The organism is Caulobacter sp. AVps16, from assembly GCF_058681455.1.
Map to the genome: position 1 here is coordinate 3,655,651 of NZ_CM178739.1, position 20,317 is coordinate 3,675,967.

Annotated in this window: 25 protein-coding genes and 1 pseudogene; 15 read left to right on the top strand and 11 right to left on the bottom strand. The window is 66.9% G+C overall.

The window, feature by feature from the left end:
- The first annotated feature begins 140 nt into the window (after positions 1-140).
- Positions 141-482: a DUF2794 domain-containing protein gene (locus ACW17U_RS17575; protein WP_492054132.1), complete on the top strand. Its 342-nt coding sequence runs from the start codon at positions 141-143 to the stop codon at positions 480-482.
- A 74-nt stretch (positions 483-556) separates the two neighbouring features.
- Here ACW17U_RS17575 and ACW17U_RS17580 read toward each other — a convergent pair whose 3' ends face one another.
- On the bottom strand, positions 557-1,306 hold the full coding sequence (locus ACW17U_RS17580) for a Bax inhibitor-1/YccA family protein (RefSeq protein WP_062151827.1): 750 nt from the start codon (positions 1,304-1,306) through the stop codon (positions 557-559).
- Positions 1,307-1,454: 148 nt separating this feature from the next.
- Between ACW17U_RS17580 and ACW17U_RS17585 the strand changes: the two genes are divergently transcribed.
- Both ACW17U_RS17585 and thpR read left to right on the top strand, forming a co-directional pair.
- Entirely contained in the window at positions 1,455-2,522 is a 1,068-nt protein-coding gene (locus tag ACW17U_RS17585) for an aldo/keto reductase (protein WP_062150742.1), read from the top strand.
- A 4-nt stretch (positions 2,523-2,526) separates the two neighbouring features.
- On the top strand, positions 2,527-3,063 hold the full coding sequence (gene thpR, locus ACW17U_RS17590) for an RNA 2',3'-cyclic phosphodiesterase (RefSeq protein ID WP_492054135.1): 537 nt from the start codon (positions 2,527-2,529) through the stop codon (positions 3,061-3,063).
- A 144-nt stretch (positions 3,064-3,207) separates the two neighbouring features.
- Here the strand turns inward: thpR and ACW17U_RS17595 are convergent, their stop codons facing one another.
- Positions 3,208-3,588, bottom strand: a complete 381-nt coding sequence (locus tag ACW17U_RS17595; RefSeq protein WP_492054137.1) for a DUF2237 family protein — start codon at positions 3,586-3,588, stop codon at positions 3,208-3,210.
- Between the two features lie 159 nt (positions 3,589-3,747).
- Here ACW17U_RS17595 and ACW17U_RS17600 point away from each other — a divergent pair, with 159 nt between their 5' ends.
- Positions 3,748-4,623, top strand: a complete 876-nt coding sequence (locus tag ACW17U_RS17600) for an HpcH/HpaI aldolase/citrate lyase family protein (protein WP_492054139.1) — start codon at positions 3,748-3,750, stop codon at positions 4,621-4,623.
- A 9-nt stretch (positions 4,624-4,632) separates the two neighbouring features.
- A complete protein-coding gene (locus tag ACW17U_RS17605; protein ID WP_492054140.1) occupies positions 4,633-5,643 on the top strand; it encodes a hypothetical protein in 1,011 nt (336 codons plus the stop codon).
- A gap of 28 nt (positions 5,644-5,671) precedes the next feature.
- On the opposite strand, the gene ACW17U_RS17610 is transcribed toward ACW17U_RS17605, so the two are convergent.
- On the bottom strand, positions 5,672-6,103 hold the full coding sequence (locus tag ACW17U_RS17610) for an HIT domain-containing protein (RefSeq protein WP_492054142.1): 432 nt from the start codon (positions 6,101-6,103) through the stop codon (positions 5,672-5,674).
- Positions 6,096-7,145: a MaoC family dehydratase gene (locus tag ACW17U_RS17615; RefSeq protein ID WP_062150725.1), complete on the bottom strand. Its 1,050-nt coding sequence runs from the start codon at positions 7,143-7,145 to the stop codon at positions 6,096-6,098. Before ACW17U_RS17615 ends, ACW17U_RS17610 begins: the two co-directional genes overlap by 8 nt.
- Positions 7,146-7,277: 132 nt before the next feature.
- On the opposite strand from ACW17U_RS17615, the gene mdh reads away from it, so the two are divergent.
- Entirely contained in the window at positions 7,278-8,240 is a 963-nt protein-coding gene (gene mdh, locus ACW17U_RS17620) for a malate dehydrogenase (RefSeq protein WP_062150722.1), read from the top strand.
- A 68-nt stretch (positions 8,241-8,308) separates the two neighbouring features.
- Here the strand turns inward: mdh and ACW17U_RS17625 are convergent, their stop codons facing one another.
- Positions 8,309-8,740, bottom strand: a complete 432-nt coding sequence (locus ACW17U_RS17625; protein ID WP_492054145.1) for a CBS domain-containing protein — start codon at positions 8,738-8,740, stop codon at positions 8,309-8,311.
- Positions 8,741-8,860: 120 nt separating this feature from the next.
- Between ACW17U_RS17625 and ACW17U_RS17630 the strand changes: the two genes are divergently transcribed.
- The gene (locus tag ACW17U_RS17630) at positions 8,861-9,367 is read left to right on the top strand and encodes a DUF1993 domain-containing protein (protein WP_492054146.1); all 507 of its coding nucleotides are present in this window, start codon (positions 8,861-8,863) and stop codon (positions 9,365-9,367) included.
- On the opposite strand, the gene ACW17U_RS17635 is transcribed toward ACW17U_RS17630, so the two are convergent.
- Positions 9,364-10,131: a class I SAM-dependent methyltransferase gene (locus tag ACW17U_RS17635; protein ID WP_492054148.1), complete on the bottom strand. Its 768-nt coding sequence runs from the start codon at positions 10,129-10,131 to the stop codon at positions 9,364-9,366. The two genes, ACW17U_RS17630 and ACW17U_RS17635, sit on opposite strands and share 4 nt — an antisense overlap.
- A gap of 275 nt (positions 10,132-10,406) precedes the next feature.
- On the opposite strand from ACW17U_RS17635, the gene ffh reads away from it, so the two are divergent.
- From ffh to ACW17U_RS17660, 5 genes are all read left to right on the top strand, one after another.
- A complete protein-coding gene (gene ffh / locus ACW17U_RS17640) occupies positions 10,407-11,924 on the top strand; it encodes a signal recognition particle protein (protein WP_492054149.1) in 1,518 nt (505 codons plus the stop codon).
- 24 nt (positions 11,925-11,948) lie between these two features.
- Positions 11,949-12,467: a 30S ribosomal protein S16 gene (rpsP, locus tag ACW17U_RS17645; RefSeq protein ID WP_062150708.1), complete on the top strand. Its 519-nt coding sequence runs from the start codon at positions 11,949-11,951 to the stop codon at positions 12,465-12,467.
- Positions 12,468-12,521: 54 nt separating this feature from the next.
- The gene (rimM, locus tag ACW17U_RS17650; protein ID WP_492054151.1) at positions 12,522-13,100 is read left to right on the top strand and encodes a ribosome maturation factor RimM; all 579 of its coding nucleotides are present in this window, start codon (positions 12,522-12,524) and stop codon (positions 13,098-13,100) included.
- 29 nt (positions 13,101-13,129) lie between these two features.
- Complete coding sequence (locus tag ACW17U_RS17655; RefSeq protein ID WP_492054153.1) at positions 13,130-13,711, top strand: NUDIX hydrolase; 582 nt, start codon at positions 13,130-13,132, stop codon at positions 13,709-13,711.
- A gap of 115 nt (positions 13,712-13,826) precedes the next feature.
- On the top strand, positions 13,827-14,591 hold the full coding sequence (locus ACW17U_RS17660; RefSeq protein ID WP_492054155.1) for an ORF6N domain-containing protein: 765 nt from the start codon (positions 13,827-13,829) through the stop codon (positions 14,589-14,591).
- A gap of 5 nt (positions 14,592-14,596) precedes the next feature.
- Here ACW17U_RS17660 and ACW17U_RS17665 read toward each other — a convergent pair whose 3' ends face one another.
- The gene (locus ACW17U_RS17665; RefSeq protein ID WP_062150696.1) at positions 14,597-15,451 is read right to left on the bottom strand and encodes an acyl-CoA thioesterase; all 855 of its coding nucleotides are present in this window, start codon (positions 15,449-15,451) and stop codon (positions 14,597-14,599) included.
- Positions 15,452-15,530: 79 nt separating this feature from the next.
- On the opposite strand from ACW17U_RS17665, the gene ACW17U_RS17670 reads away from it, so the two are divergent.
- Positions 15,531-16,463 (top strand): histone deacetylase family protein, encoded by a 933-nt coding sequence (locus ACW17U_RS17670; RefSeq protein WP_492054157.1) that lies wholly within the window; start codon positions 15,531-15,533, stop codon positions 16,461-16,463.
- A 243-nt stretch (positions 16,464-16,706) separates the two neighbouring features.
- On the opposite strand, the gene ACW17U_RS17675 is transcribed toward ACW17U_RS17670, so the two are convergent.
- From ACW17U_RS17675 to ACW17U_RS17685, 3 genes are read right to left on the bottom strand one after another with little or no spacing between them, the layout of a single operon-like run.
- Positions 16,707-16,994: a DUF2256 domain-containing protein gene (locus ACW17U_RS17675; RefSeq protein WP_378109227.1), complete on the bottom strand. Its 288-nt coding sequence runs from the start codon at positions 16,992-16,994 to the stop codon at positions 16,707-16,709.
- Positions 16,906-17,325, bottom strand: a complete 420-nt coding sequence (locus ACW17U_RS17680; protein ID WP_062150690.1) for a PaaI family thioesterase — start codon at positions 17,323-17,325, stop codon at positions 16,906-16,908. The genes ACW17U_RS17675 and ACW17U_RS17680 overlap by 89 nt, the downstream gene beginning before the upstream one ends.
- The gene (locus ACW17U_RS17685) at positions 17,322-17,831 is read right to left on the bottom strand and encodes a PaaI family thioesterase (RefSeq protein ID WP_492054160.1); all 510 of its coding nucleotides are present in this window, start codon (positions 17,829-17,831) and stop codon (positions 17,322-17,324) included. Before ACW17U_RS17685 ends, ACW17U_RS17680 begins: the two co-directional genes overlap by 4 nt.
- 25 nt (positions 17,832-17,856) lie before the next feature.
- On the opposite strand from ACW17U_RS17685, the pseudogene ACW17U_RS17690 reads away from it, so the two are divergent.
- Positions 17,857-18,884, top strand: a pseudogene (locus tag ACW17U_RS17690) (ligase-associated DNA damage response exonuclease).
- A gap of 176 nt (positions 18,885-19,060) precedes the next feature.
- On the opposite strand, the gene ACW17U_RS17695 reads toward ACW17U_RS17690, so the two are convergent.
- Positions 19,061-19,483 (bottom strand): PaaI family thioesterase, encoded by a 423-nt coding sequence (locus ACW17U_RS17695; protein WP_492054162.1) that lies wholly within the window; start codon positions 19,481-19,483, stop codon positions 19,061-19,063.
- Positions 19,484-19,576: 93 nt separating this feature from the next.
- Between ACW17U_RS17695 and ACW17U_RS17700 the strand changes: the two genes are divergently transcribed.
- Complete coding sequence (locus ACW17U_RS17700) at positions 19,577-20,299, top strand: hypothetical protein (RefSeq protein ID WP_492054164.1); 723 nt, start codon at positions 19,577-19,579, stop codon at positions 20,297-20,299.
- Positions 20,300-20,317: the final 18 nt, after the last annotated feature.

Genomic DNA, 20,317 nt, shown 5'->3' on the forward strand with positions numbered 1-20,317 from the left:
CTGACGGCCCATGCAGGCGGCCGAAGGTCCAAATTAAGGTCCTTTCGCGGCGCCGTGTGTCGGTTTGGCCGCAATTGTTGCCCGCGTGACTGTCAGGCCACGCTCGCCAAACGGGGCGGAGTGGGGTTAGGATTCGTCCGATGGCGTTGGATCCGCAGTTTCCGTCCGCCCCGTCGCCCGGTGGCGTGACCTTTTTCGAGCGGCGCGAGCTGGATCAGCTCATGCGGCTCTATGGCCGAATGGTCGCCGCCGGCGAATGGCGCGACTACGGCATAGCCGGCCTGTCCGACTGCGCGGTGTTCTCGATCTTTCGCCACGCCGCCGAGGCCCCGCTCTATCGCGTCGAAAAGCGTCCGGCCCTGGCCCGCAAACAGGGGGCCTGGGCGGTGATCGGCCAGGGCGGCATGATCCTCAAGCGCGGCCACGAACTGGCCCAGGTGCTGAAGGTGTTCGAGAAGGGCAAGTTCTCTGTCGTGGATTAAGGGCGAAGCCCTGCCAAACAAAAAGCCCCGGCGGTGTCCCGCCGGGGCTTCGTCGTTTCAGACGTCATTCAAGCCTAGTTGCGGTTGCCAAACAGCGACAGCAGGAACTGGAAGAGGTTGACGAAGTTGATGTACAGGCTCAGCGCGCCGAAATTGGTGGCCACGCTCTGGGCTGCGGTGTCGCCGCCCAGTTCGTAATAGGTCATCTTCAGGCGCTGGGTGTCATAGGCGATCAGGCCCGAGAAGATCAGCACGCCCAGGACGTTGATCGCAAAGACCAGGGCCGGGCTCTTGAAGAAGATGCTGACGATCGAGGCGATGACCAGGCCGAAGACGCCCATGATCAGGAAGCTGCCGAAACCGGTCAGGTCCTTCTTGGTGCTGTAACCAAACAGGCTGAGGCCGCCGAAGGCCGCCGCCGTGACGAAGAAGGTCGAGGCGACCGACTCGCCGGTATAACGCAGGAACACCGAGCCCAGCGACGCGCCGATCAGCGTGACGATGGTCCAGTACAGCGCCCCGGCAGTCTGGGGCTTGGGGTTGCGCAGGGCGAAGCCAGCGACCAGCAGCAGGACCAGCGGCGCGAACGCCACGATCATGTAGATGGGCGTCACGCCAACCAGGCGACCGCCCTGGACCACGAACATGAGGTCGCGAACGGCCGGAACGGAAGACGTGATGTAGGCGAGAGCGCCTGACAGGACGAGGCCCAGCGCCACCTTGTTATAGACGCCGAGCATGAAGCTGCGCAGGCCGGCGTCAACCGACATGTCGGCGCGATCCACCGGGATCGAGCGCGCATAGCCGCGGTTGAGGTCGTTCATCGAGGGAAAACCCTTCTGATTGATCGCGCCCGAAATGGACGCCATACCAATATTGGTACTGGAGTCGCTTCGCGCAAGGGACGGCTGTTGCAGGCCGCACCAGACCGCTTACATAGGCCCGATCAAGCAGAACGGGACGGACGCGCGGATGGAATATTCGGAACTGGGACGAACCGGCGTGAGGGTCTCGCGCTGCTGCCTGGGCACCATGACCTGGGGCTCGCAGAACAGCGAAGAAGAGGCCCATGCCCAGATGGACTACGCGCTCGAGCGCGGGGTCAATTTCTGGGACACGGCCGAGATGTATTCCAGCCCGCCCGATCCGAAGACCCAGGGCAATACCGAACGCCACATCGGCTCCTGGCTGCAGAAGACCGGCAAGCGTGACCAGATCGTCCTGGCCTCCAAGGTGGCCGGTCGCGGCAGCGCCTTTGGCGGCCTGACCTGGATGCGGGCCGACGGCGCCCCCACCCGTCACACCCGGGCCCAGATCGACGCGGCCGTCGAAGGCTCACTCAAGCGCCTGAACACCGACTATCTGGACCTTTACCAGCTGCACTGGCCCGACCGCCCGATCCGGGTATTTGGCGGCCAGACCTTCAAGGACTACGAGCAGGACTACGAGACCTTCGGCGACATTCTCGAGGCCCTCGACGCCCATGTGAAAAAGGGCACCCTGCGGGCGATCGGGGTCTCCAACGAGTTTCCCTGGGGCGTGATGCGCTTCCTGGCCGAGAGCGAGGGCTCAAGACATGGGGGAGGGGGCCTGCCCCGCATCGCCTCGATCCAGAACGCCTATCACCTGGCCAACCGCACCTTCGAATATGGCCTGGCCGAGATCGCCATGCGGGAACAGGTGGGGCTGCTGGCCTATTCGCCGCTGGCCCAGGGCGCCCTGACCGGCAAGTATCTGGACGGCGGCCTGCCTGAAGGTTCGCGCAAGGCGCTCTATAACCGCATGCAGCGCTATGAGGGTCCCGGGGCCGAGGCGGCCATCCGCGCCTATGTCGACCTGGCCGCCAAGTTCGGGATCGATCCGGCGACCCTGGCCCTGAAGTTCTGCGACGCCCGCCAGTTCGTGACCTCGACCATCATCGGCGCCACCTCGATGGCGCAGCTGAAGATCGCCATCGACGCCTTCGACCTGACCTGGACCGACGAGCTGGAAAAGGCCGTCAACGCCATTCACGCGACCCAGCCCAATCCCTGCCCCTGAGCCCATGCTGCGCCTGTTCACCGCCATCGCCGTCCCGCCGGAGATCGGCCAGGGCCTGCTGACCCGTCAGTACGGCATCGAGCACGCGCGATGGCGGCCGCAGGAGGCCTTTCACATCACCCTGAAGTTCATCGGGGATGTGCAGGAACCGGTCGCCGCCGAGCTGGACGAAGCCCTGGCGGCGATCGAGGCCCCGGCCTTTGATCTGGAACTGGCCGGCGTCGGCCATTTCGGCGAAGGCGTCGAGATCCACGCGGTCTGGGCCGGGGTCGGCGAAAATGCCGACCTGCGCCGCCTGGCCAAGGCCAATGAGCGGGCTGCGCGCGAGGTCGGCCTGAAACCCGAGGCGCGGCTCTACACCCCGCATGTCACCCTGGCCTATCTGAAGCGCCCCGCAGTCCCCGAGGTCGGCGCCTGGATCCAGGCCAATAGCCTGCTGCAGTCCCCGCCGTTCCGGGTCGAGTCGTTCGGTCTCTATTCCAGCTGGCTGGGCGGCGAGGGCTCGGTCTATCGGCTGGAGCGGGAGTATGCGCTGGGCTGAGGCGGGTGGTGCCGCAGGCCCCCTCCTGACCTGCTGCGCAGGTCGTCCTCCCCCCTGCGGGGGAAGATGAGATCGCCTCGCTTTATCTTCCCCCTCCGGGGGAAGACGGCTGCGTAGCAGCCCGTAGGGGGCAAGTGGCGACGCCTAGACCGCCGCGTGATCCTTCAGCACCCCGAGGGGCACGATGGCCAGCATCTCTTCATGCGAGGCTTCCAGTACCACGGGCGGGGCGACGCCGGCGTCGAGGGCCTCTTTCCAGCGACCGGCACAGAGGCACCAACGGTCGCCGGCCTTCAGGCCGCGAAAGGCAAATTCGGGGCGCGGGGTCGACAGGTCATTGCCGGCCGCCCGGGAGAAGGCCAGGAAGGCGTCGGTCATCACGGCGCAGACCGTGTGCAGGCCCAGGTCATGCGGACCGGTCTCGCAACAGCCATTGCGATAGAACCCCGTCACCGGATCCAGCGAACAGGGAGCCAGCTCCCCGCCCAGAACATTGCGGGCAGACTCGTCATAGCGCGTGGTCATGCCCCGATCCTAACCCGGTTCGCGTCATTCGGGACCCTGTTTAGCCTGCCGTCTGTCGCTTTTGGCGGTCCGGGCTCGCCTGAGGCACGACCGGGCCTTTTGCCGGCGCGCGGCGATGCTAAAGAAGGTCCGATACAGACGAGACCGCAGGGAATTTGCATGTCCGACATCGCCAGGCCGCGCCGCAGCGCTCTCTACATGCCGGCTTCCAATGCCAGGGCGGTCGAGAAGGCGCGCAGCCTGGACGCCGACGTGATCATTCTGGACCTGGAAGACGCCGTCGCCCCGGAAATGAAGGTCGCGGCCCGCGAGGCGGCGGTTGCGGCGGTGAAGGCCGGCGGCTTCGGGCCGCGCGAGATCGTCATCCGCACCAATGGCCTCGACACCCCCTGGGGCGCGGACGACCTTGCGGCCGCCGCCGAGGCTGGACCCGATGCGGTCCTGGTCCCCAAGGTCAATGATGCGGCAGATGTCCGCGCCTATGACGCCGCCCTGGCCGCCGCCCCGGCCCATACCCGGCTCTGGACGATGATCGAGACCGGCAAGGCCGCCTTCCACCTGTGGGAGATCGCCGCCGCCAGCTCGTCGAGCCGCCTGTCGGCCTGGGTGATGGGGGTCAATGACTTCGCCAAGGAGATGCGGGCCCGCCAGACGCCTGACCGCGCACCGTTCCTGCCCCTGCTGACCCTGTCGGTCGCCGCCGCCCGGGCCCACGGCCTGACGATTCTGGACGGCGTGCACAATGACATCGAGGATCTGGCGGCGCTCGAGGCCGTCTGCCTGCAGGGCGTCGATTTCGGGTTTGACGGCAAGACCCTGATCCATCCCAAGCATCTGGAAATCTGCAATCGGGTGTTCTCGCCCAGCCCTGACGAGATCGCCTGGAGCGAAGCGGTGATCGCGGCCTTCAAAGCGCCGGAAAATGCCGGCAAGGGCGCGCTTCGGGTCGACGGCAAGATGGCCGAGCGGCTGCATCTGGCCCAGGCCGAGCGCCTGGTGCAGGTAGCGGCTTCCATTGCGGCCAAGGTGGGTTAGGACAGTCTGATGCGGGCCCTGGCAGTTCTTTTCGCGCTGATCACCGCGCCGGCCCTGGCCCAGGAAGCCCCTGTGGCGACGGCGCCGGCGCAGCCGGCTGCCGTGCGTCCCGCCGCTGTCTCGCCCGCCCCGCCCGAACCCTATGTTCCGGCAGCCATCGATCCCCTCGGCGACCTGATCTCGCAGAGCGGACCCCAGACCACCGACGAGGAAGAGATTGCGGCCCCTTCCTCGCCGCCGCCGAACCACAAGCCGACTCTCTTGCCGATCCCGGCCCCGGAATCGCCGGCCCCCACGGTCGCGGCGGGCGAACATCTGGTGCCGCAGGGCACCTATGTGCCGGCCGAGCAGCTCTATGAGATGCGGGTCAAGGGTTCGATCGTCGCCGCCCAGGGACTGCAGGGCCCGCTGGACGGCGGCTGGAAGGTCTATGGCGCTGATGGATTGCCCCTCTATGCCCTGCAGCTCGTCGATCCGGCCGGAGACTCTCGTCCGGTGGAAGGGGCCTGGCGCGACATTCGCCGGGCCGGGGCCGTGGGCTCGACCGGCCTGATCGAATCGGTTGAGCGGGCCGGCGAGAGCCTGGTCGTCCGGTTCAGCCCGCGTTTGGACCAGACGGCGGTCCTGACCCTCAGCCCGGCCGGCACGTCCCGCTGGAGCGGCAACCTCTATGATGGAGAGGCCAACCGGACGGTCCTGGCCGATCGCGAGGCCCCGCCCAGCCTGCCGCCGGGCTATGTCATCCAGGGCCGCGGGCCGGTGATCTGGGGCGCGCCCCGCGCCACAGCGAGCCGTGCGGCCCCTGCGAAGGCTCCGGCCTGTTCCACCAAGGGCAAGACCGGCAAGGCGCTCAAGGCCGCCAAGGCCAAGTGCGCCGCCGCCGCCAAGAAGGCTGGCAAGGGCAAGGCCGTGGCCAAGGGCAAGAAGGGCTCTAAGGCCAAGGCGACCGCGGCCCGCAAGGGCAAGGCGACGGCCGGCAAGAAGAAGTCGACCGCCCGCAAGGCCCCGAATCTGCGCTGACCGGTCGGCCAACCCGCCTGTCAGGCGATCAGGGCTGGATCTTCAGACTCTCACGCGCCGCAGCGATCGCCGCTTCGAGGGCATCGGGCTGGTAGGCTTCGGCGGGGCTGTGACCCCAGACCGGCCCCGGCCAGGCCGGATCGCCAGGGCTGCGTCCGACGACATGGACGTGCAATTGCCGGGTGATATTGCCCAGGGCCCCGACATTGAGCTTGTCGACCGGGACGTCGACCGCGCCGCCGATGGTCCGGACGGCCGCGCTGGCCCAGACGATCTCCTCCATCAGCTGGACCCGCTCGGCGGCGCTCAGGTGATGCAGCTCGCTGGCGTCAGCCACCCGCGGGACCAGCACAATCCACGGATACCGCGCGTCCAGCTGCAGCCGCGCATGGCACAGGGGTAGGTCGCCGAGCGCGGCGGCCGTCGCGACAAAGGCAGGGTCGAGCCGGAACTCAGCCACGTTTCGGCACCGCCGCCCAATAGTCGAAGTCGAGGATGACCTGCTCGTTGTAGGTACCGGCCTCGTCCTTGCCGGGGAAGTCGTCGCAGGGCCGGTCCTTGGTCGCCACCAGCCGCAGGCGCAGCGCCCCGACGCCGCCGCCGAGGTCGGCCTTGTCCAGAACCTCGCTCCAGGCGAACACCGTGGCCCCGGCGAAATAGGGGCTGACATGGCGGCCGCCATTGATCGCCAGGATCAGGCCGGCGTTCTGCAGGCCGTTGAACGACAGGGCCTTGGCGGTCGAGATCACCACCCCGCCATAGACGAGGCGTCGGCCCGACGGGTCCTTGGCGCGTTCGAACTGGTTGAAATGGACCTTGGCGGTGTTCTGCCACAGCCGCGTGGCCATGGCGTGCTCGGCCTCCTCGATGGCCATGCCGTCGACATGGTCGATCTTCTCGCCGATCTCATAGTCCTCGTAGGCATGAGGCGCGCCGCCCAGGGCGTAGTCGTATTTGGAGAAGTCGAGGGTCGCGGGGATGATCAGATCGCTGGCGGCTACGGCCTCGGCCAGTTTCGGCGTTGCCTGCTCGGCCACCTCCGCCTCGGCCGAGCGCTTGCGCACCATCACCCAGCGCACATAGCGCAGCACGGCCTCGCCCCGCTGGTTGGTGCCGGTGGTGCGCACATAGACGACGCCGGTCTTGCGGTTGGAGTTTTCCTTCAGTCCGATCACCTCGGACTCGGCCATCAGGGTATCGCCCGGATAGACGGGGGCCAGGAACAGGCCTTCGGCATAGCCCAGATTGGCCACGGCATTGAGGCTGATGTCCGGTACGGTCTTGCCGAACACGATGTGGAAGGCGATCAGCGGATCGACCGGCGCTGCAGGCAGGCCGCTGGCCCGGGCGACCTCGTCTGACGAGAACAGCGAAAAGCGCGGGCCGTAAAAGGCGGTGTAGAGCGCCACATCGCCGGCCGTGACGGTCCGCGGCGTGGCGTGCACCAGCACCTGACCCAGCCGGAAGTCCTCGAAATAGTGGCCTGGATCGGTCTTGCTCATCCCTGCGCGTCCTTGTCTTCGTTCAGACAGTCTTGCCGCAGTGCAGCGAAACGGGGAAGGGGGCTTGAGGCTTGGGCGTCATGGGTCTAGACCGCCGCGAGAATTTTCATCCACAGTCCTGACGGAGACCCTATGGCTCGCGCGAAGATCGCCCTTATCGGCGCCGGCATGATCGGCGGCACCCTGGCTCACATCGCGGCTCGCGAAGAGCTGGGCGACATCGTCCTGTTCGACATCAGCGAAGGCACGCCCCAGGGCAAGGCCCTCGACATCGCCGAAGCCTCGGCCGTGTTCGGCAAGGACGTCGCCCTGAAGGGCGCCAATGACTATGCCGACATCGCCGGTGCCGACGTCTGCATCGTCACCGCCGGTGTGCCGCGCAAGCCGGGCATGAGCCGCGACGACCTGCTTGGCATCAATCTGAAGGTCATGAAGGCCGTCGGCGAGGGCATCAAGGCCCACGCCCCCAACGCCTTCGTCATCTGCATCACCAACCCGCTCGACGCCATGGTCTGGGCCCTGCAGCAGTTCTCGGGCCTGCCCAAGGAAAAGGTCATCGGCATGGCCGGCGTCCTCGACTCGGCCCGCTTCGCCTACTTCCTGGCTGAAGCCACCGGCGTGTCGGTCGAAGACATCCACGCCTGGACCCTGGGCGGCCACGGCGACGACATGGTCCCGATGGTCCGTCACTCGACCGTGGGCGGCCTGCCGCTGCCGGAACTGGTCAAGCAGGGCTGGCTGACCCAGGAAAAGCTGGACGCCATCGTCGAGCGCACCCGCAAGGGCGGCGGCGAGATCGTCGCCCTGCTGAAGACCGGCTCGGCCTTCTATGCCCCGGCTGAATCGGCCATCGCCATGGCCACCAGCTATCTGAAGGACAAGAAGCGCGTCCTGCCCTGCGCCACCTTCCTGACCGGCCAGTATGGCCTGAAGGATCTCTATGTCGGCGTGCCGGTCGTGATCGGTGCCGGCGGCGCGGAACGCGTCATCGAGTTCGAAACCAATGACGCGGAAAAGGCGATGTTCGCCGCTTCCGTCGCCTCGGTTCAGGGCCTGATGGACGTCTGCAAGACCATCGACCCGTCGCTGGTCTAGTCGTTACGACAATCCGAGCATTGAAGGGCGGCTCCGCGAGGGGCCGCCCTTTTTTCTGGCGGCATACCTCAGTGTGGCGCGGTGCCCGTCTCGGCCGAGATGTCTTCCAGCGTCTTGCCAACCTGCTTGGCGCCGTAGTCCTTGGCCACGTCGCCCAGCGACAGGATACCGGTCAGGGCCCCGGCGTCGTTCAGCACCACCAGTCGGCGGACCTGGTGGCTGGACATCTTGGCGGTGGCGTCGGCCAGGACGTCGTCTTCCCTGACGCTCAGCACTTCGCCGACTGACATGGCCTCCGAGATCGGCGAGTCGAGGCTTCGCCCCTCGGCGACCACCCGCAGGACGATGTCGCGGTCCGTGACCAAGCCGATCACCTTGCCGCCCTCGACCACGGGCACCACGCCGCTGTCGATATGAGCCATCACCTGGGCCACGTGGCGGATGGAGTCGGTCGGGGCTGCGGTCGAGACCTGGCTGGTCATGGCATCGCTGACTTTCATGGGGAGACCTCATGGCGTGAACTGGAGCTCCCTAAACCCCCGGTGACCGTCGCGCGTTCCCCGCTTCCCCTCGGGCATCGCCCGCCCTATCTCTGCGCCACACGTTCAAGCGGAGTTTCCATGTCGATATCCATCCATCAGGCCAGCGTTCCCGTCTTCATCCAGGGCCTGAAGGGTCTGAAGGGCGTCCTGACCAAGACCGCTGCCCAGGTCGAGGCCAGGGGCTGGGATCCCGAAGCCCTGCTGAAGGCCCGGCTCTATCCCGACATGTTCCCGCTGCTGCGCCAGGTGCAGATCGCCACGGACTTCGCCAAGGGCTGCAGCGCGCGGCTGGCGGGTGAGGAGGTTCCGGCCTGGGATGACGTGGAGACCAGCTTTGCCGAACTGATCGCCCGCATCGACCGCGCCATGGCCTATGTCGAGGGTCTGGATCCGGCCGCCTTTGCCGGTGCTGAGGATCGCGACATCACCCTGACCCGTCGCGGCGAGACCAGCGTGGTCAAGGGCCTGGCCTATTTCCAGGGCCAGGCGCAGCCCAACTTCTTCTTCCACCTGACCACCGCCTACGCGATCCTGCGCCACAATGGTGTCGAGGTCGGCAAGCGCGACTATCTGGGCACCGTCTAGAGCTTACAAAAGACGTGGATGGCCCCGACGCCGTTGATATCGATCGGGGCCATCGCGACCTGCAGTCCCGCCGCTGCCGCGAAGGGAACAGGGTCGGCCAGATAATAGGTTAGCCGCTCGTGGCTGTGCGTCGCCACAGCCCCGGAGGCGGCTCTGGTCACGAAGTCGAGCACCAGATCCATCCGCCCGAGCCTGGGATTGTAGCCATGCTCCAGGATGTAGAGCGCGACGTGACCGCCGCCCTCGAGGGCATGCAGGAAAACCGGTTTGTCGGACGGCGGCGGCGGTTCCCGCATCCGCTCTTCCACCGGCAGGTGAAAGGCCGCCAGTCCACCCGGCTTCAGGTGCTTGGCCACACCCTTGAAGGTATTCTTCCAGGCCGCGCCGGCCGGCACATGGGCCAGGGTGAAATAGGTGCAGAGCACGAGATCAAAAGTCTCGCCGAGCGCCAAAGAGGCCATGTCGCCCAGCTTGAACCGAAGGCGGGAGGCTGTTTCCGGGTCCAGGGCTTTTCGCTTGGTTTCGGCCTGGTCGAGCATGGCAGGCGCAATGTCGAGACCGAGCACGGAATGGCCGCGCCCGGCGAGGTCCAGGGCGATCCGGCCCGTTCCGGCCCCGAGCTCGAGAATCTGGCTGGGGCCGCTGGCGAGCCCGGCATAGACCTCAAGATCACCCGACAGCTTCTTGTCGGCAGCCGTCAGCAGATCATAGTGAACCGCCGAGAGGCCCTTGCTGGAATAGTAGGGCCGGGTGGTCGGGGCCATTCAGGCTCCTTGTGCGGTGATCGGGCTTGTAGCGTGACCCTGAACGACGGTCCGCCGGCTTGTCCAGACCCATGGCCCGAGGTCACGCTTTGACTCTCTCGCCTTTTCTGTGCATAAGGCGCGCCTTCCGGCGCTTCATCAGCAGCGCCTCTACCGTCACGACCCCGGCCTGTTAGCGCAGGATCCATCCGGACGAGGACGGCGAGGACCCCCATCGACGTGATCGTCCATGGGGGCTGATTGCGTTTGGTCTGTAGTCTTAACCAGGGTTCGACATGTTCGACGGCCTTACAGAGCGGCTCTCCGGCGTATTCGACCGCCTCGGCGGTCGCGGCGTGCTGTCCGAAAAGGACATCGACGAGGCGCTGCGCGAGGTCCGCGTCGCCCTGCTGGAAGCCGATGTCGCCCTGCCGGTGGTCAAGGACTTCATCAGCAAGGCCAAGGAGCTGGCCTCGGGCGAGTCCGTCATCCGTTCGGTCAAGCCGGCCGACCAGGTGGTCAAGATCGTCTATGACGGCCTGGTCGACATGCTGGGTGGCGAGGTTCCGACCGGCCTGAACCTGGCCCTGAACCCGCCGTCGGTGATTCTGATGACCGGCCTGCAGGGCTCGGGCAAGACGACCACCACGGGCAAGCTGGCCCTGCGTCTCTCCAAGAACGAGCGCAAGAAGGTGCTGGTCGCCTCGCTCGATACCCGCCGCCCGGCGGCCATGGAACAGCTGGCCCTGCTGGCCAAACAGGTCGAGGTCGAGAGCCTGCCGATCGTCGCCGGCCAGAGCGCCGTCGATATCGCCAAGCGCGCCATGAGCGCTGCGCGCCTGGGCGGTTTTGACGTCCTGATCCTCGACACCGCCGGCCGCACGACTCTGGACGAGGCGATGATGAGCGAGGCGGCGGAAATCGCCCGCATCGCCACCCCGACCGAGACCCTGCTGGTCGCCGACAGCCTGACCGGTCAGGACGCTGTCCGCACCGCCAAGGCCTTCCACGAGCGCCTGCCGCTGACCGGCCTGATCCTGACCCGCGCCGACGGCGACGGTCGCGGCGGCGCGGCGCTGTCGATGCGCCATGTCACCGGCCTGCCGATCAAGTTCCTCGGGGCCGGCGAGAAGATCGATGCCCTCGACGTGTTCGACGCCCGCCGGGTTGCGGGCCGGATCCTCGGTCAGGGTGACGTCGTCGCCCTGGTCGAGCGCGCCGCCCAGGACCTCGACCAGGCCGAAGCCGAGCGCATGGCCAAGAAGCTGGCCAAGGGCCAGTTCGACCTGAACGACCTGTCGTCGCAGCTGGCCCAGATGCAGAAGATGGGCGGCATGGAAGGCATTATGGGCCTCCTGCCGGGGGTCCAGAAGGTCAAGAAGCAGATCGCCGAAAGCGGCATCGACGACCGGGTGTTCCGCCGCCAGCAGGCGATCATCAGCTCGATGACCAAGCTGGAGCGCAAGAAGCCCGACATCCTGGCCGCCTCGCGCAAGCGCCGTATCGCGGCCGGTGCCGGGGTGGACGTCGCCGAGGTCAACCGCCTGCTCAAGCAGCACCGCCAGATGGCCGACATGTTCAAGGCCATGTCCAAGGACGGCGGCAAGGGCCTGGCCCGCATGGCCGGCATGATGGGCGGCGGCGACATGTCCCGTCTCAAGGCCATGGGCGGCGGCAAGGTCGCCCAGTCCGAACAGAATTCCGCGGGAGGCCTGCCGGGTCTTCCCGGTCTCGGCGGCGGTGACGCCAAGCCGAACCTCCTTTCCGGCCTGGGTGGCGGCCTGCCACCCGGTTTCAACCCGTTCAAGAAATAGAACTCGAACTCAAGGACTGCCCAAATGCTGAAGATCCGTCTCGCCCGTGGCGGCGCCAAGAAGCGCCCGTACTACTCGATCGTCGTTGCTGACAGCCACTCGCCGCGCGATGGCCGTTTCATCGAAAAGGTCGGCACCTACAACCCGCTCCTCAAGAAGGACGATGCCGCTCGCGTCACCCTGAAGATCGAGTCGATCCAGGCCTGGATCGCCAAGGGCGCCCAGCCGACCGAGCGCGTGGCGCGCTTCCTCGCCGCCCAGGGCATCGGCTCGTGGACCCACGGCAACAACCCGGAAAAGGGTGCCCCGGGCAAGAAGGCCCAGGAGCGCATCACCGAGCGCGCCCAGCGCGAAGAAGACCGCAAGGCCGCTGAAGTGAAGGCTGCTGAAGACGCCGCCGCCGCCGCTGCCCAGGCCAAGGAAGACGCCAAGGCTGCTGCTGAAGCTGAAGCCGCTGCCGCCGCTGAAGCGGCTGCTGCTCCGGCTGCGGAAGAGGCTCCGGCCGAAGCCGCTCCGGCCGCTGAAGAAACCACCGAAGGCTAAGGCCTTTGAGGTCGCCGTCCCGGTGTCCGCACCGGGACGGCCATGCCCCTGCCCATGAGCCCGCAACCTCCTGTCAGCCTGATCCTGGTCGGCCGCGTTGCCGGCGGCTTCGGCGTGCGTGGCGACGTCAAGATCACGACCTATACCGAAGATCCGAAAAGCCTCGCCGGCTTCAAGGCCCTGCTGCGCCAGGATGGCTCCCACGCCCTGACGATCACGTCAGCCCGCGTCGCCAAGGAAGGCCTTGTGGCCCGCTGCCCGGGGATCGAGACCAAGGAAGCCGCTGACGCCCTGCGCGGTCTGAGGCTCTATGTCCCCCGCTCGGCCCTGCCCGAACCCGACGAGGACGAGTTCTATCTGACCGATCTGGTCGGCCTGCCCGTGCGCCATGTTTCCGACAACGCCCTGCTGGGTTCGGTCAAGAGCGTGCAGAATTTCGGGGCCGGCGACCTGCTCGAGATCCAGCCCGCCCTGGGCGGCCAGACCTGGTTCCTGCCCTTCACCCGCGCCGCCGTGCCCGAGGTGAAGCTCGCCGAGCGTCTGATCCTTGCCGATCCCCCCGCCCTGGTGGGTGAGCCCGAGGGACCGGCGGCTGAGGCTGAAGACGACGGCGCCGAGCGTCACTACGACTGACAGCCGCCCATTGCAGGAGGTCCCGGACCATGGCGAGCGACGGCACATGGCGGGTCACCGCCTCGCGCTATGTTCACAGGGATCGCTGGATCAGCCTTCGCGCTGACGACTGCGTCACTGACGAGGGCGTGGTGATCGCCCCCTATTACGTTCTGGACTATCCGGACTGGGTCGAGGTCATCGCGCTCGACGCCGCTGACAATGTTTTGCTGGTCAGGCAGTACCGGCATGGCCTGGGCGGAATGTCGCTCGAACTGCCCGCCGGCGGCATGGAGCCGACCGATACCGATCCGCTTAACACCGCCAGGCGGGAACTGCTTGAAGAGACCGGATGCGTCGGGGTTCTGACCCTTGTCGGTGAAACCCGTCCGAACGCCGGCACCCATTCCAACCGCACGCACATCGTCCTGGCCCGTCAGGTGACCCAGGTCGCCGAGCCCAGGGACGATCCGACCGAGCGGATCGAAAGGCTCTGGGTTCCGGCCGCCGAGGTGCTGCGCATGGCCCTGGCCGGCGAATTGACCGTCGGCATGCAGGTCGGCTCGCTGCTGCGCGGCCTGGTCCAGGCCGGCGTGGCGTCAATCGGCCTGGTGCACGCGCCTACATCCTGATCCGCATCAGGATTCCTGGACCATCTGTACCGAAGGGCCGACGCAAGAGAATTGATCCCGAAATCAATCTAGGGGAGAGTGGTTCGGAAGGTTCCCCCAAGGCGATTCTGGCCCCATGCCCGTCGATCTCCCCGCCGCTGACAGGGCGTTTGCCCCTATCCATCAGATCCGGGGTCAAAGTGTCGTTCTCGACGGCGCGATCGCTGCTCTTTTCGGTGTCGAGACCCGGCGCCTCAACGAACAGGTCCGCCGCAATGCCTCAAGGTTCGAGGGCTATGCCTTCCAGCTGACGGCGGGGGAGATCGCCAACTTGATATCGCAAAATGCGACATCAAGTTCCTGGGGCGGCCGGCGCAAGCATCCATGGGCCTTCACGGAACACGGTGTGGTCATGGCCGCGACCGTTCTCAAGTCCGATTCCGCCATTGCCGCGATGAAGATGGTCGTCGAGGTCTTCGTCAGTGCGCGTCGAAGACAGGATGCATCAGGGCAGGTCACCCACGGCGCGAGTGTTGGAAACGGCCTGATCCCCAGACTGACCCAGGCGATGGCGGCGGTGCTGGACTCAGTGGTGAACCAACATCAGGGAACCTCCGTCCGCGAGGAGGCCCAGGACCTGCTGGACCGCTCCATCGCCCATCTGAAGGATCGGCTGTCGCGCGCTGGCCTGGAAAATGAGGAACTCGCAGCCCGGGCGACCAAGCTTCTGGCGGAAGCCGAGGCCAGCAGGGCGACCGCCGCCAAGACCCAGGCCGAAGCCGGCGAAATCGAATTGCGTGTGCTGGCGCGCAAGCTCCAGCTGGTGATCGAAGCCGAGCGCGCCATGACCGGGGGAGATATCGACCGGTTCGTCGGTGTCCTGGAACGGCTGGGCGGTTAAAGGTCCTACTTCTTGATCCGCATCAGGCATTCCTGGGCCACCGAGGCGACCAGGGTTCCATCCTGGCTGAACATCTGGCCGCGGACCATGCCGCGTCCCTGGGAGGCACTGGGGCTGTCCTGGGCAAACAGGGTCCAGTCATTGAAATTGAACGGGCGGTGGAACCACATGGCATGGTCCAGGCTGGCCGACTGCAGGCCCGGCGTCGTCCAGATCAGACCGTGCGGACGCAGGGCGCTTTCCATGAAGGCCATGTCCGAGGCATAGGCCAGGGCCGCCTGCTGCATCTTCACATCGTCGCCGATCGGCGCGCGGGCGCGCAGCCAGACCTCCTTGGTGCCGGACTTCTTCTCGGGCCTGACCGGGTTCTGGGGATCGACCCAGCGGATGTCGATCGGGCGCGGCTTGTCGAGGAAGGCCAGCATCTTGGGATGGATCTGGTCGCCCAGGCTGCGCAGGAACTCGCCCTCCGTCCGGACGTCATCGGGCGCGGGCGCGGCCGGCATCGGAGCCTGGTGCTCGAAACCGTCTTCCGGCGTCTGGAAGGAGCAGGCGAGGTTGAAGATCTGTTCGCCGTGCTGGATGGCCGCCACCCGCCGGGTGGTGAAGGTGCCGCCGTCCCGGGCCCGTTCGACCTCGTAGAGGACCGGAGCGTTCACATCGCCCGGCCGGATGAAATAGGCGTGCAGGGAATGGCAGATCCGTTCCGGAACGGTTCTGTAGGCCGCCATCAGGGCCTGGGCGATGACCAGCCCGCCGAAAATCCGCGGAAATCCGTCATTGGGGCTGATGCCGCGGAACAGGTTCACCTCGATAGCTTCGAGGTCGAGGATGTCGGCGAGGTTTTCGGGCGTCTGCATGGCGCTGGGTTATTCCCCCTGCGCCGAAGGAGCAAGACGCGACCTTGCGTCATCTCGTCCCGATCGCCATCGTTTTTGCATGTCACCGCCCATAGTCCACCACCCCGCCTTCCGGGCCGAGATGCCGGAGGGCCATCGCTTTCCGATGGACAAGTTCTCGCGTCTGGCCGCCGTCCTGGTCGCCGAGGCCCTGACGGGACCGGAAGGATTTCACCGTCCCGACCTGATCGACCTCGAAAGCCTGCTGCTGGTTCATGACGAGGCCTATGTGCACGGCGTGCTGGACCTGACCCTGCCGGCGGACATTGTTCGACGGATCGGCCTGCCCAACAGCGAATCCGTGGCCACCCGGGCGCGGGCCGCGACCGGCGGCACCCTGCTGACGGCCCGCCTGGCCCTGGAGCACGGCCTGGCCTGCAATACGGCCGGCGGCAGCCATCACGCGGCGGCCGACAGCGGGGCCGGGTTCTGCGTTTTCAACGATGTGGCGGTGGCGGCCCGGCGGCTGCTGCACGAGGGGGCCATCGGCAAGGCGCTGGTCGTGGACCTCGATGTTCACCAGGGCGACGGCACAGCCCGCATCTTTGCGGGCGATCCTGCCGTCTTCACCTTCTCGATGCATGCCGAGAAGAACTTTCCGGCCCGCAAGGCCGTCAGTGATCTGGATGTCGAACTGGCCGACGGTACCGGCGATGCGGCCTATCTGGCGAAGCTGGCGGACATCCTGCCGGCCCTGCTGGATCGGGAGCGGCCCGATCTGGTGTTTTTCAATGCCGGGGTCGATCCGCACGCGGATGACAAGCTCGGGCGTCTGTCTCTGAGTGATGAGGGGCTCGCGCGACGCGAGGCCTATGTTCTGGACTGTTGTCTGGCCAGACGCATCCCCCTGGCCGGGGTGATCGGTGGCGGCTACGACCCCGATCTCGATCGGCTGGCGCAGCGTCACGCCATTCTCCACCGGGCGGCCCAGCAGGCCTGTCTGGCCTGGGGGCAGCGAACCCGGTGGGGTTAGACGGCGGTCACTTAGAAGCTCGTGGCGAGCGAACCGACGATCACGGCGAGCGGCAGAACCGCGAGAACCAGGGTGGCGAAGCCGGAGAAAGCGTTGGTGGTGATGGTCATGGTCTTGATCCCTTTGTGGTCCGGCGCGGTTGTTCGCGTCCGGTGAAAAGGGATATAGGCGAGGCTGATGGTAAACACCCGTTACCTTTGCGTCATGAAGGCTTTTTAAGAAACTTCCAGCCATCAATTCGCATTACAGCGGTGTAATTTTATGTGAACGGCACCGGTCAGAGCAAAATTTCACTTCTTCCCAGACCGACTCCCACTTCTTGCGCCAGGTGAAGGGGCGTCCGCAGGCCAGACAGGGTTTCGAGGGCAGGTCGCCCTTGCGAACGGCCTTGCCCCCGTCCCGTCCGGCACGCGACGCCTTGCCCCGGGCCATGGCGCGGGTCTCACTCTTCCGAGGGTGCGACGAGGAAAATGCCGCGCAGGGTGGCGATCGGCGCGGCGCGGGTTTCCTGCCAGGCCTCGACATGGACATTGGCGACCCGGCGACCCAGCTTCTTGATCGTCGCCCGGGCATAGGTGGTCACCGGCCGGCCCGAGCGCAGATACTCGATCGAGACATCGACCGTGCGCGGCTGGCGCTTCAGGGGCGCGGCCACGGACAGCTGGGCCAGGGCCGTCATCTCCATGAAGGCGCCCAGCACCCCGCCATGGATGGCCGGCAGCATCGGATTGCCGACGATGTGGTCGGCGAACGGCAGGATGGCGGTCATCTCGTCGCCGGCCAGTTCGGCGGTGATGCCCAGGAACTTGGCGTAGGGTATGGAGCCGAGGACGGCGACCAGACGGTTGTCGGCATCGGTCATGCGGCATCTCCCTTCGGCTTGGCGGCAGGCGGACGCGAACGGGAAGGCTTCAGATTGGCCCCGGCCTTCTTGCCGGCGCTGCTGTCGAGCATGAAGGTCGCCTGGGCGGTGGCCACCGGATCCTCGGGGTCGTCTTCATAGGCGACGGCGCGGACGAAGGCGACCGAGCGGGTCACCTTGTAGCAGTGGGCCCGGGCCATCACGTCACGACCCGGTTCGGCCGGGCGCATATAGTCGATGCGCAGGTCGAGGGTGGCGATCGAGGTCCAGGTCTCCAAGGCCGCATGCACGGCCTGGCCGCTGGCATGGTCCAGCAGGGTGGTCATCACCCCGCCGGCGATGACGCCGGTCTCGGGGTCGCCGACGATCTCGGGACGATAGGGCACCTTCAGGATCGCCACCGCGTCGCCGATCTTCAATGTGGTAAAGCCCAGGGCTCGCGCCTGCGGGCTGCCCTCGTTCATCGCCGTGGCGATCATCCGGGTTTGTTCGTTGTCTTCGCTCATGCGGCTATGATTAGCAGCCCGCGCATTGTCATATCCACCGTGATCAGACCTGAAGACCTTCTCTGTCCCCGACCGGACGGCCTCTATTGCCCGCCGGGGGACTTCTATATCGATCCGGTCCGCCCCGTGGACCGGGCGGTGATCACCCATGGCCATGCCGACCATGCCCGGGCGGGCCACGGCGTGGTGGCGGCCACGCCCGAGACCCTGGCGATCATGGCGGTGCGTTATGGCGAGGCCTTCGCCGGTCGCCGCGAGGCCATCCCCTATGGCGGCAGCTTCAGCCACAACGGCGTTTCGGTGTCCCTGGTCCCGGCCGGCCATGTCCTGGGTTCGGCCCAGGCGGTGGTCCGCTGGAAGGGCCTGACCATGGTGGTCTCGGGCGACTACAAGCGTCGCCGCGATCCGACCTGCGCGCGGTTCGAGCCCGTCCCCTGCGACGTGTTCATTACCGAGGCCACCTTCGGCCTGCCGGTCTTTCGCCATCCCGACGATGCCGGCGAGATCGCCCGGCTGCTGGCCAGTGTCGGTCAGTTTCCCGAGCGCACCCATCTGGTCGGGGCCTATGCCCTGGGCAAGGCCCAGCGGCTGATCCGGCTGTTGCGCGAGGGCGGCTGGGATCAGCCGATCTATGTGCATGGCGCGCTGGAACGGCTCAATGCCCTCTACGAGGACCACGGCATTGATCTGGGGCCACTGCTTCCCGCCACCACCGACCAGTCAAAGGCGGCCTTTGCCGGCCAGATCGTCATCGCCCCGCCCTCAGCCCTGGCCGACCGCTGGTCGCGGCGCTTTGCCGATCCGGTGGACTGTTTTGCCTCGGGCTGGATGCGGGTGCGGGCCCGGGCCCGCCAGCGCGGCGTCGAGCTGCCGCTGATCCTGTCCGACCATGCCGACTGGGACGAGCTGACTGCGACCCTCTCGGAACTTCGTCCGGGCGAGGTGTGGATCACCCACGGCCGCGAAGAGGCCCTGCTGCGCTGGTGCGAGCTCGAGGGCCTCCTGGCCCGGGCCCTGCGGCTGGTGGGCTATGACGAGGAGGCGGGGGAGTAGGCGTTTGGTGGTCTTTACGACCACTCGCCCCCTCCTGACCGGCTTCGCAGGTCGTCCTCCCCCGGAGGGGGAAGATGGGGGTCGGCAAGCTTCATCTTCCCGCCGCAGGGGGGGGACGACCGCGACAGCGGTCAGGCGGGGGCCTGCGGCGCTGGCCGGTGGTAACACCGCCCCCGCTAGACCCCCGCCACCTTGAAGGTCGCGTGGGCCCGGGCCACGGGCTTGTCGTCGGCGCGGACCGTGGCCCCGGCGAAACAGAGGCTCTTGCCCGGCTTGATGAAGTCGGTGTCGAAGGTCAGCCATTGGCCAAGGTTTGCCGCCCCCAGATAGTCGAGGCTCAGGGAGACCGTGACCAGGCCACGGGACGGGATCTGCAGCGCCGCCAGCACCACCCCGCAGGACAGGCCCATGGCATTGTCGGCCAGGGCGGCGATCAGGCCGCCGTGCAGACCGCCGCGGGAATTGGTGTGGGGCTCGCGGATCTCGATGCCCAGCACCCAGCGATCATCGCGGATGTCGGCATAGATCGGCTCCCAGGGCGTGGTCAGGGGGCTTTTGCGCGGATGCAGGGTGAAGGGCTCAGGCGGCTGGAAGGTCATGATCGCGCTCCGGGACAGATAGTTCAAACATGTGTTTGAATTGACGGCAAGCCTTGCGGCCATGCTAGCCTCCAGGCCGGACGGGGGACGCTGATGGCCAGGATTGACGACGCGCGGAAACTGGATGCGGCCAAGGTCGTCGATACCCTCGACCACCTGCGTGTCCGGGTCGGAGAGCGGTTTCCCAATTCCGGCCTGGCCGAGGTCTGCAGCCAGCTGACCGCGACGGCGCGGACCACCGCCCGCCGGGCCCGGCGCCTGTCGCGGCCCTATCTCGGCCTGCGCTTTCTGGTGCTGGTGGTGGTCCTGGCGGCCATCACCCTGGAAGTGGGTCTGATCACCCGCCTGGACTGGGCCGGCAGCCTGGGCCGGGCCGAGGCCCTTACCCTGGCCTCGGGCCTGGAATCGGCCATCAACCTTGTCCTGCTGTCGGGGGCGGCAGCCTGGTTCCTGCTGTCCCTTGAGGCGCGCTGGAAGCGGGGGCGGGTCCAGAAGGCCCTGCACGAACTGCGTTCCTTCGCCCACGTCATCGACATGCACCAGCTGACCAAGGACCCGACCATCGTGCTGGGGCCCCGGACGGCCTCCTCGCCGGTGCGCGAGATGAACCGCTTCCAGCTGGCCCGTTACCTCGACTATTGCGCCGAGATGCTGGCCCTGACCGCCAAGCTGGCGGCCCTCTATGCGGGCGAGAGCGACGACCCGGTCATTGTCGCTGCGGTCAACGACATCGAGACCTTGACCTCGGACCTCGGTCGCAAGATCTGGCAGAAGATCATGATCCTGGGCCAGCTGGACGAAGCCGGCACCGCCTGACCTCAACCGCCCCGGGGC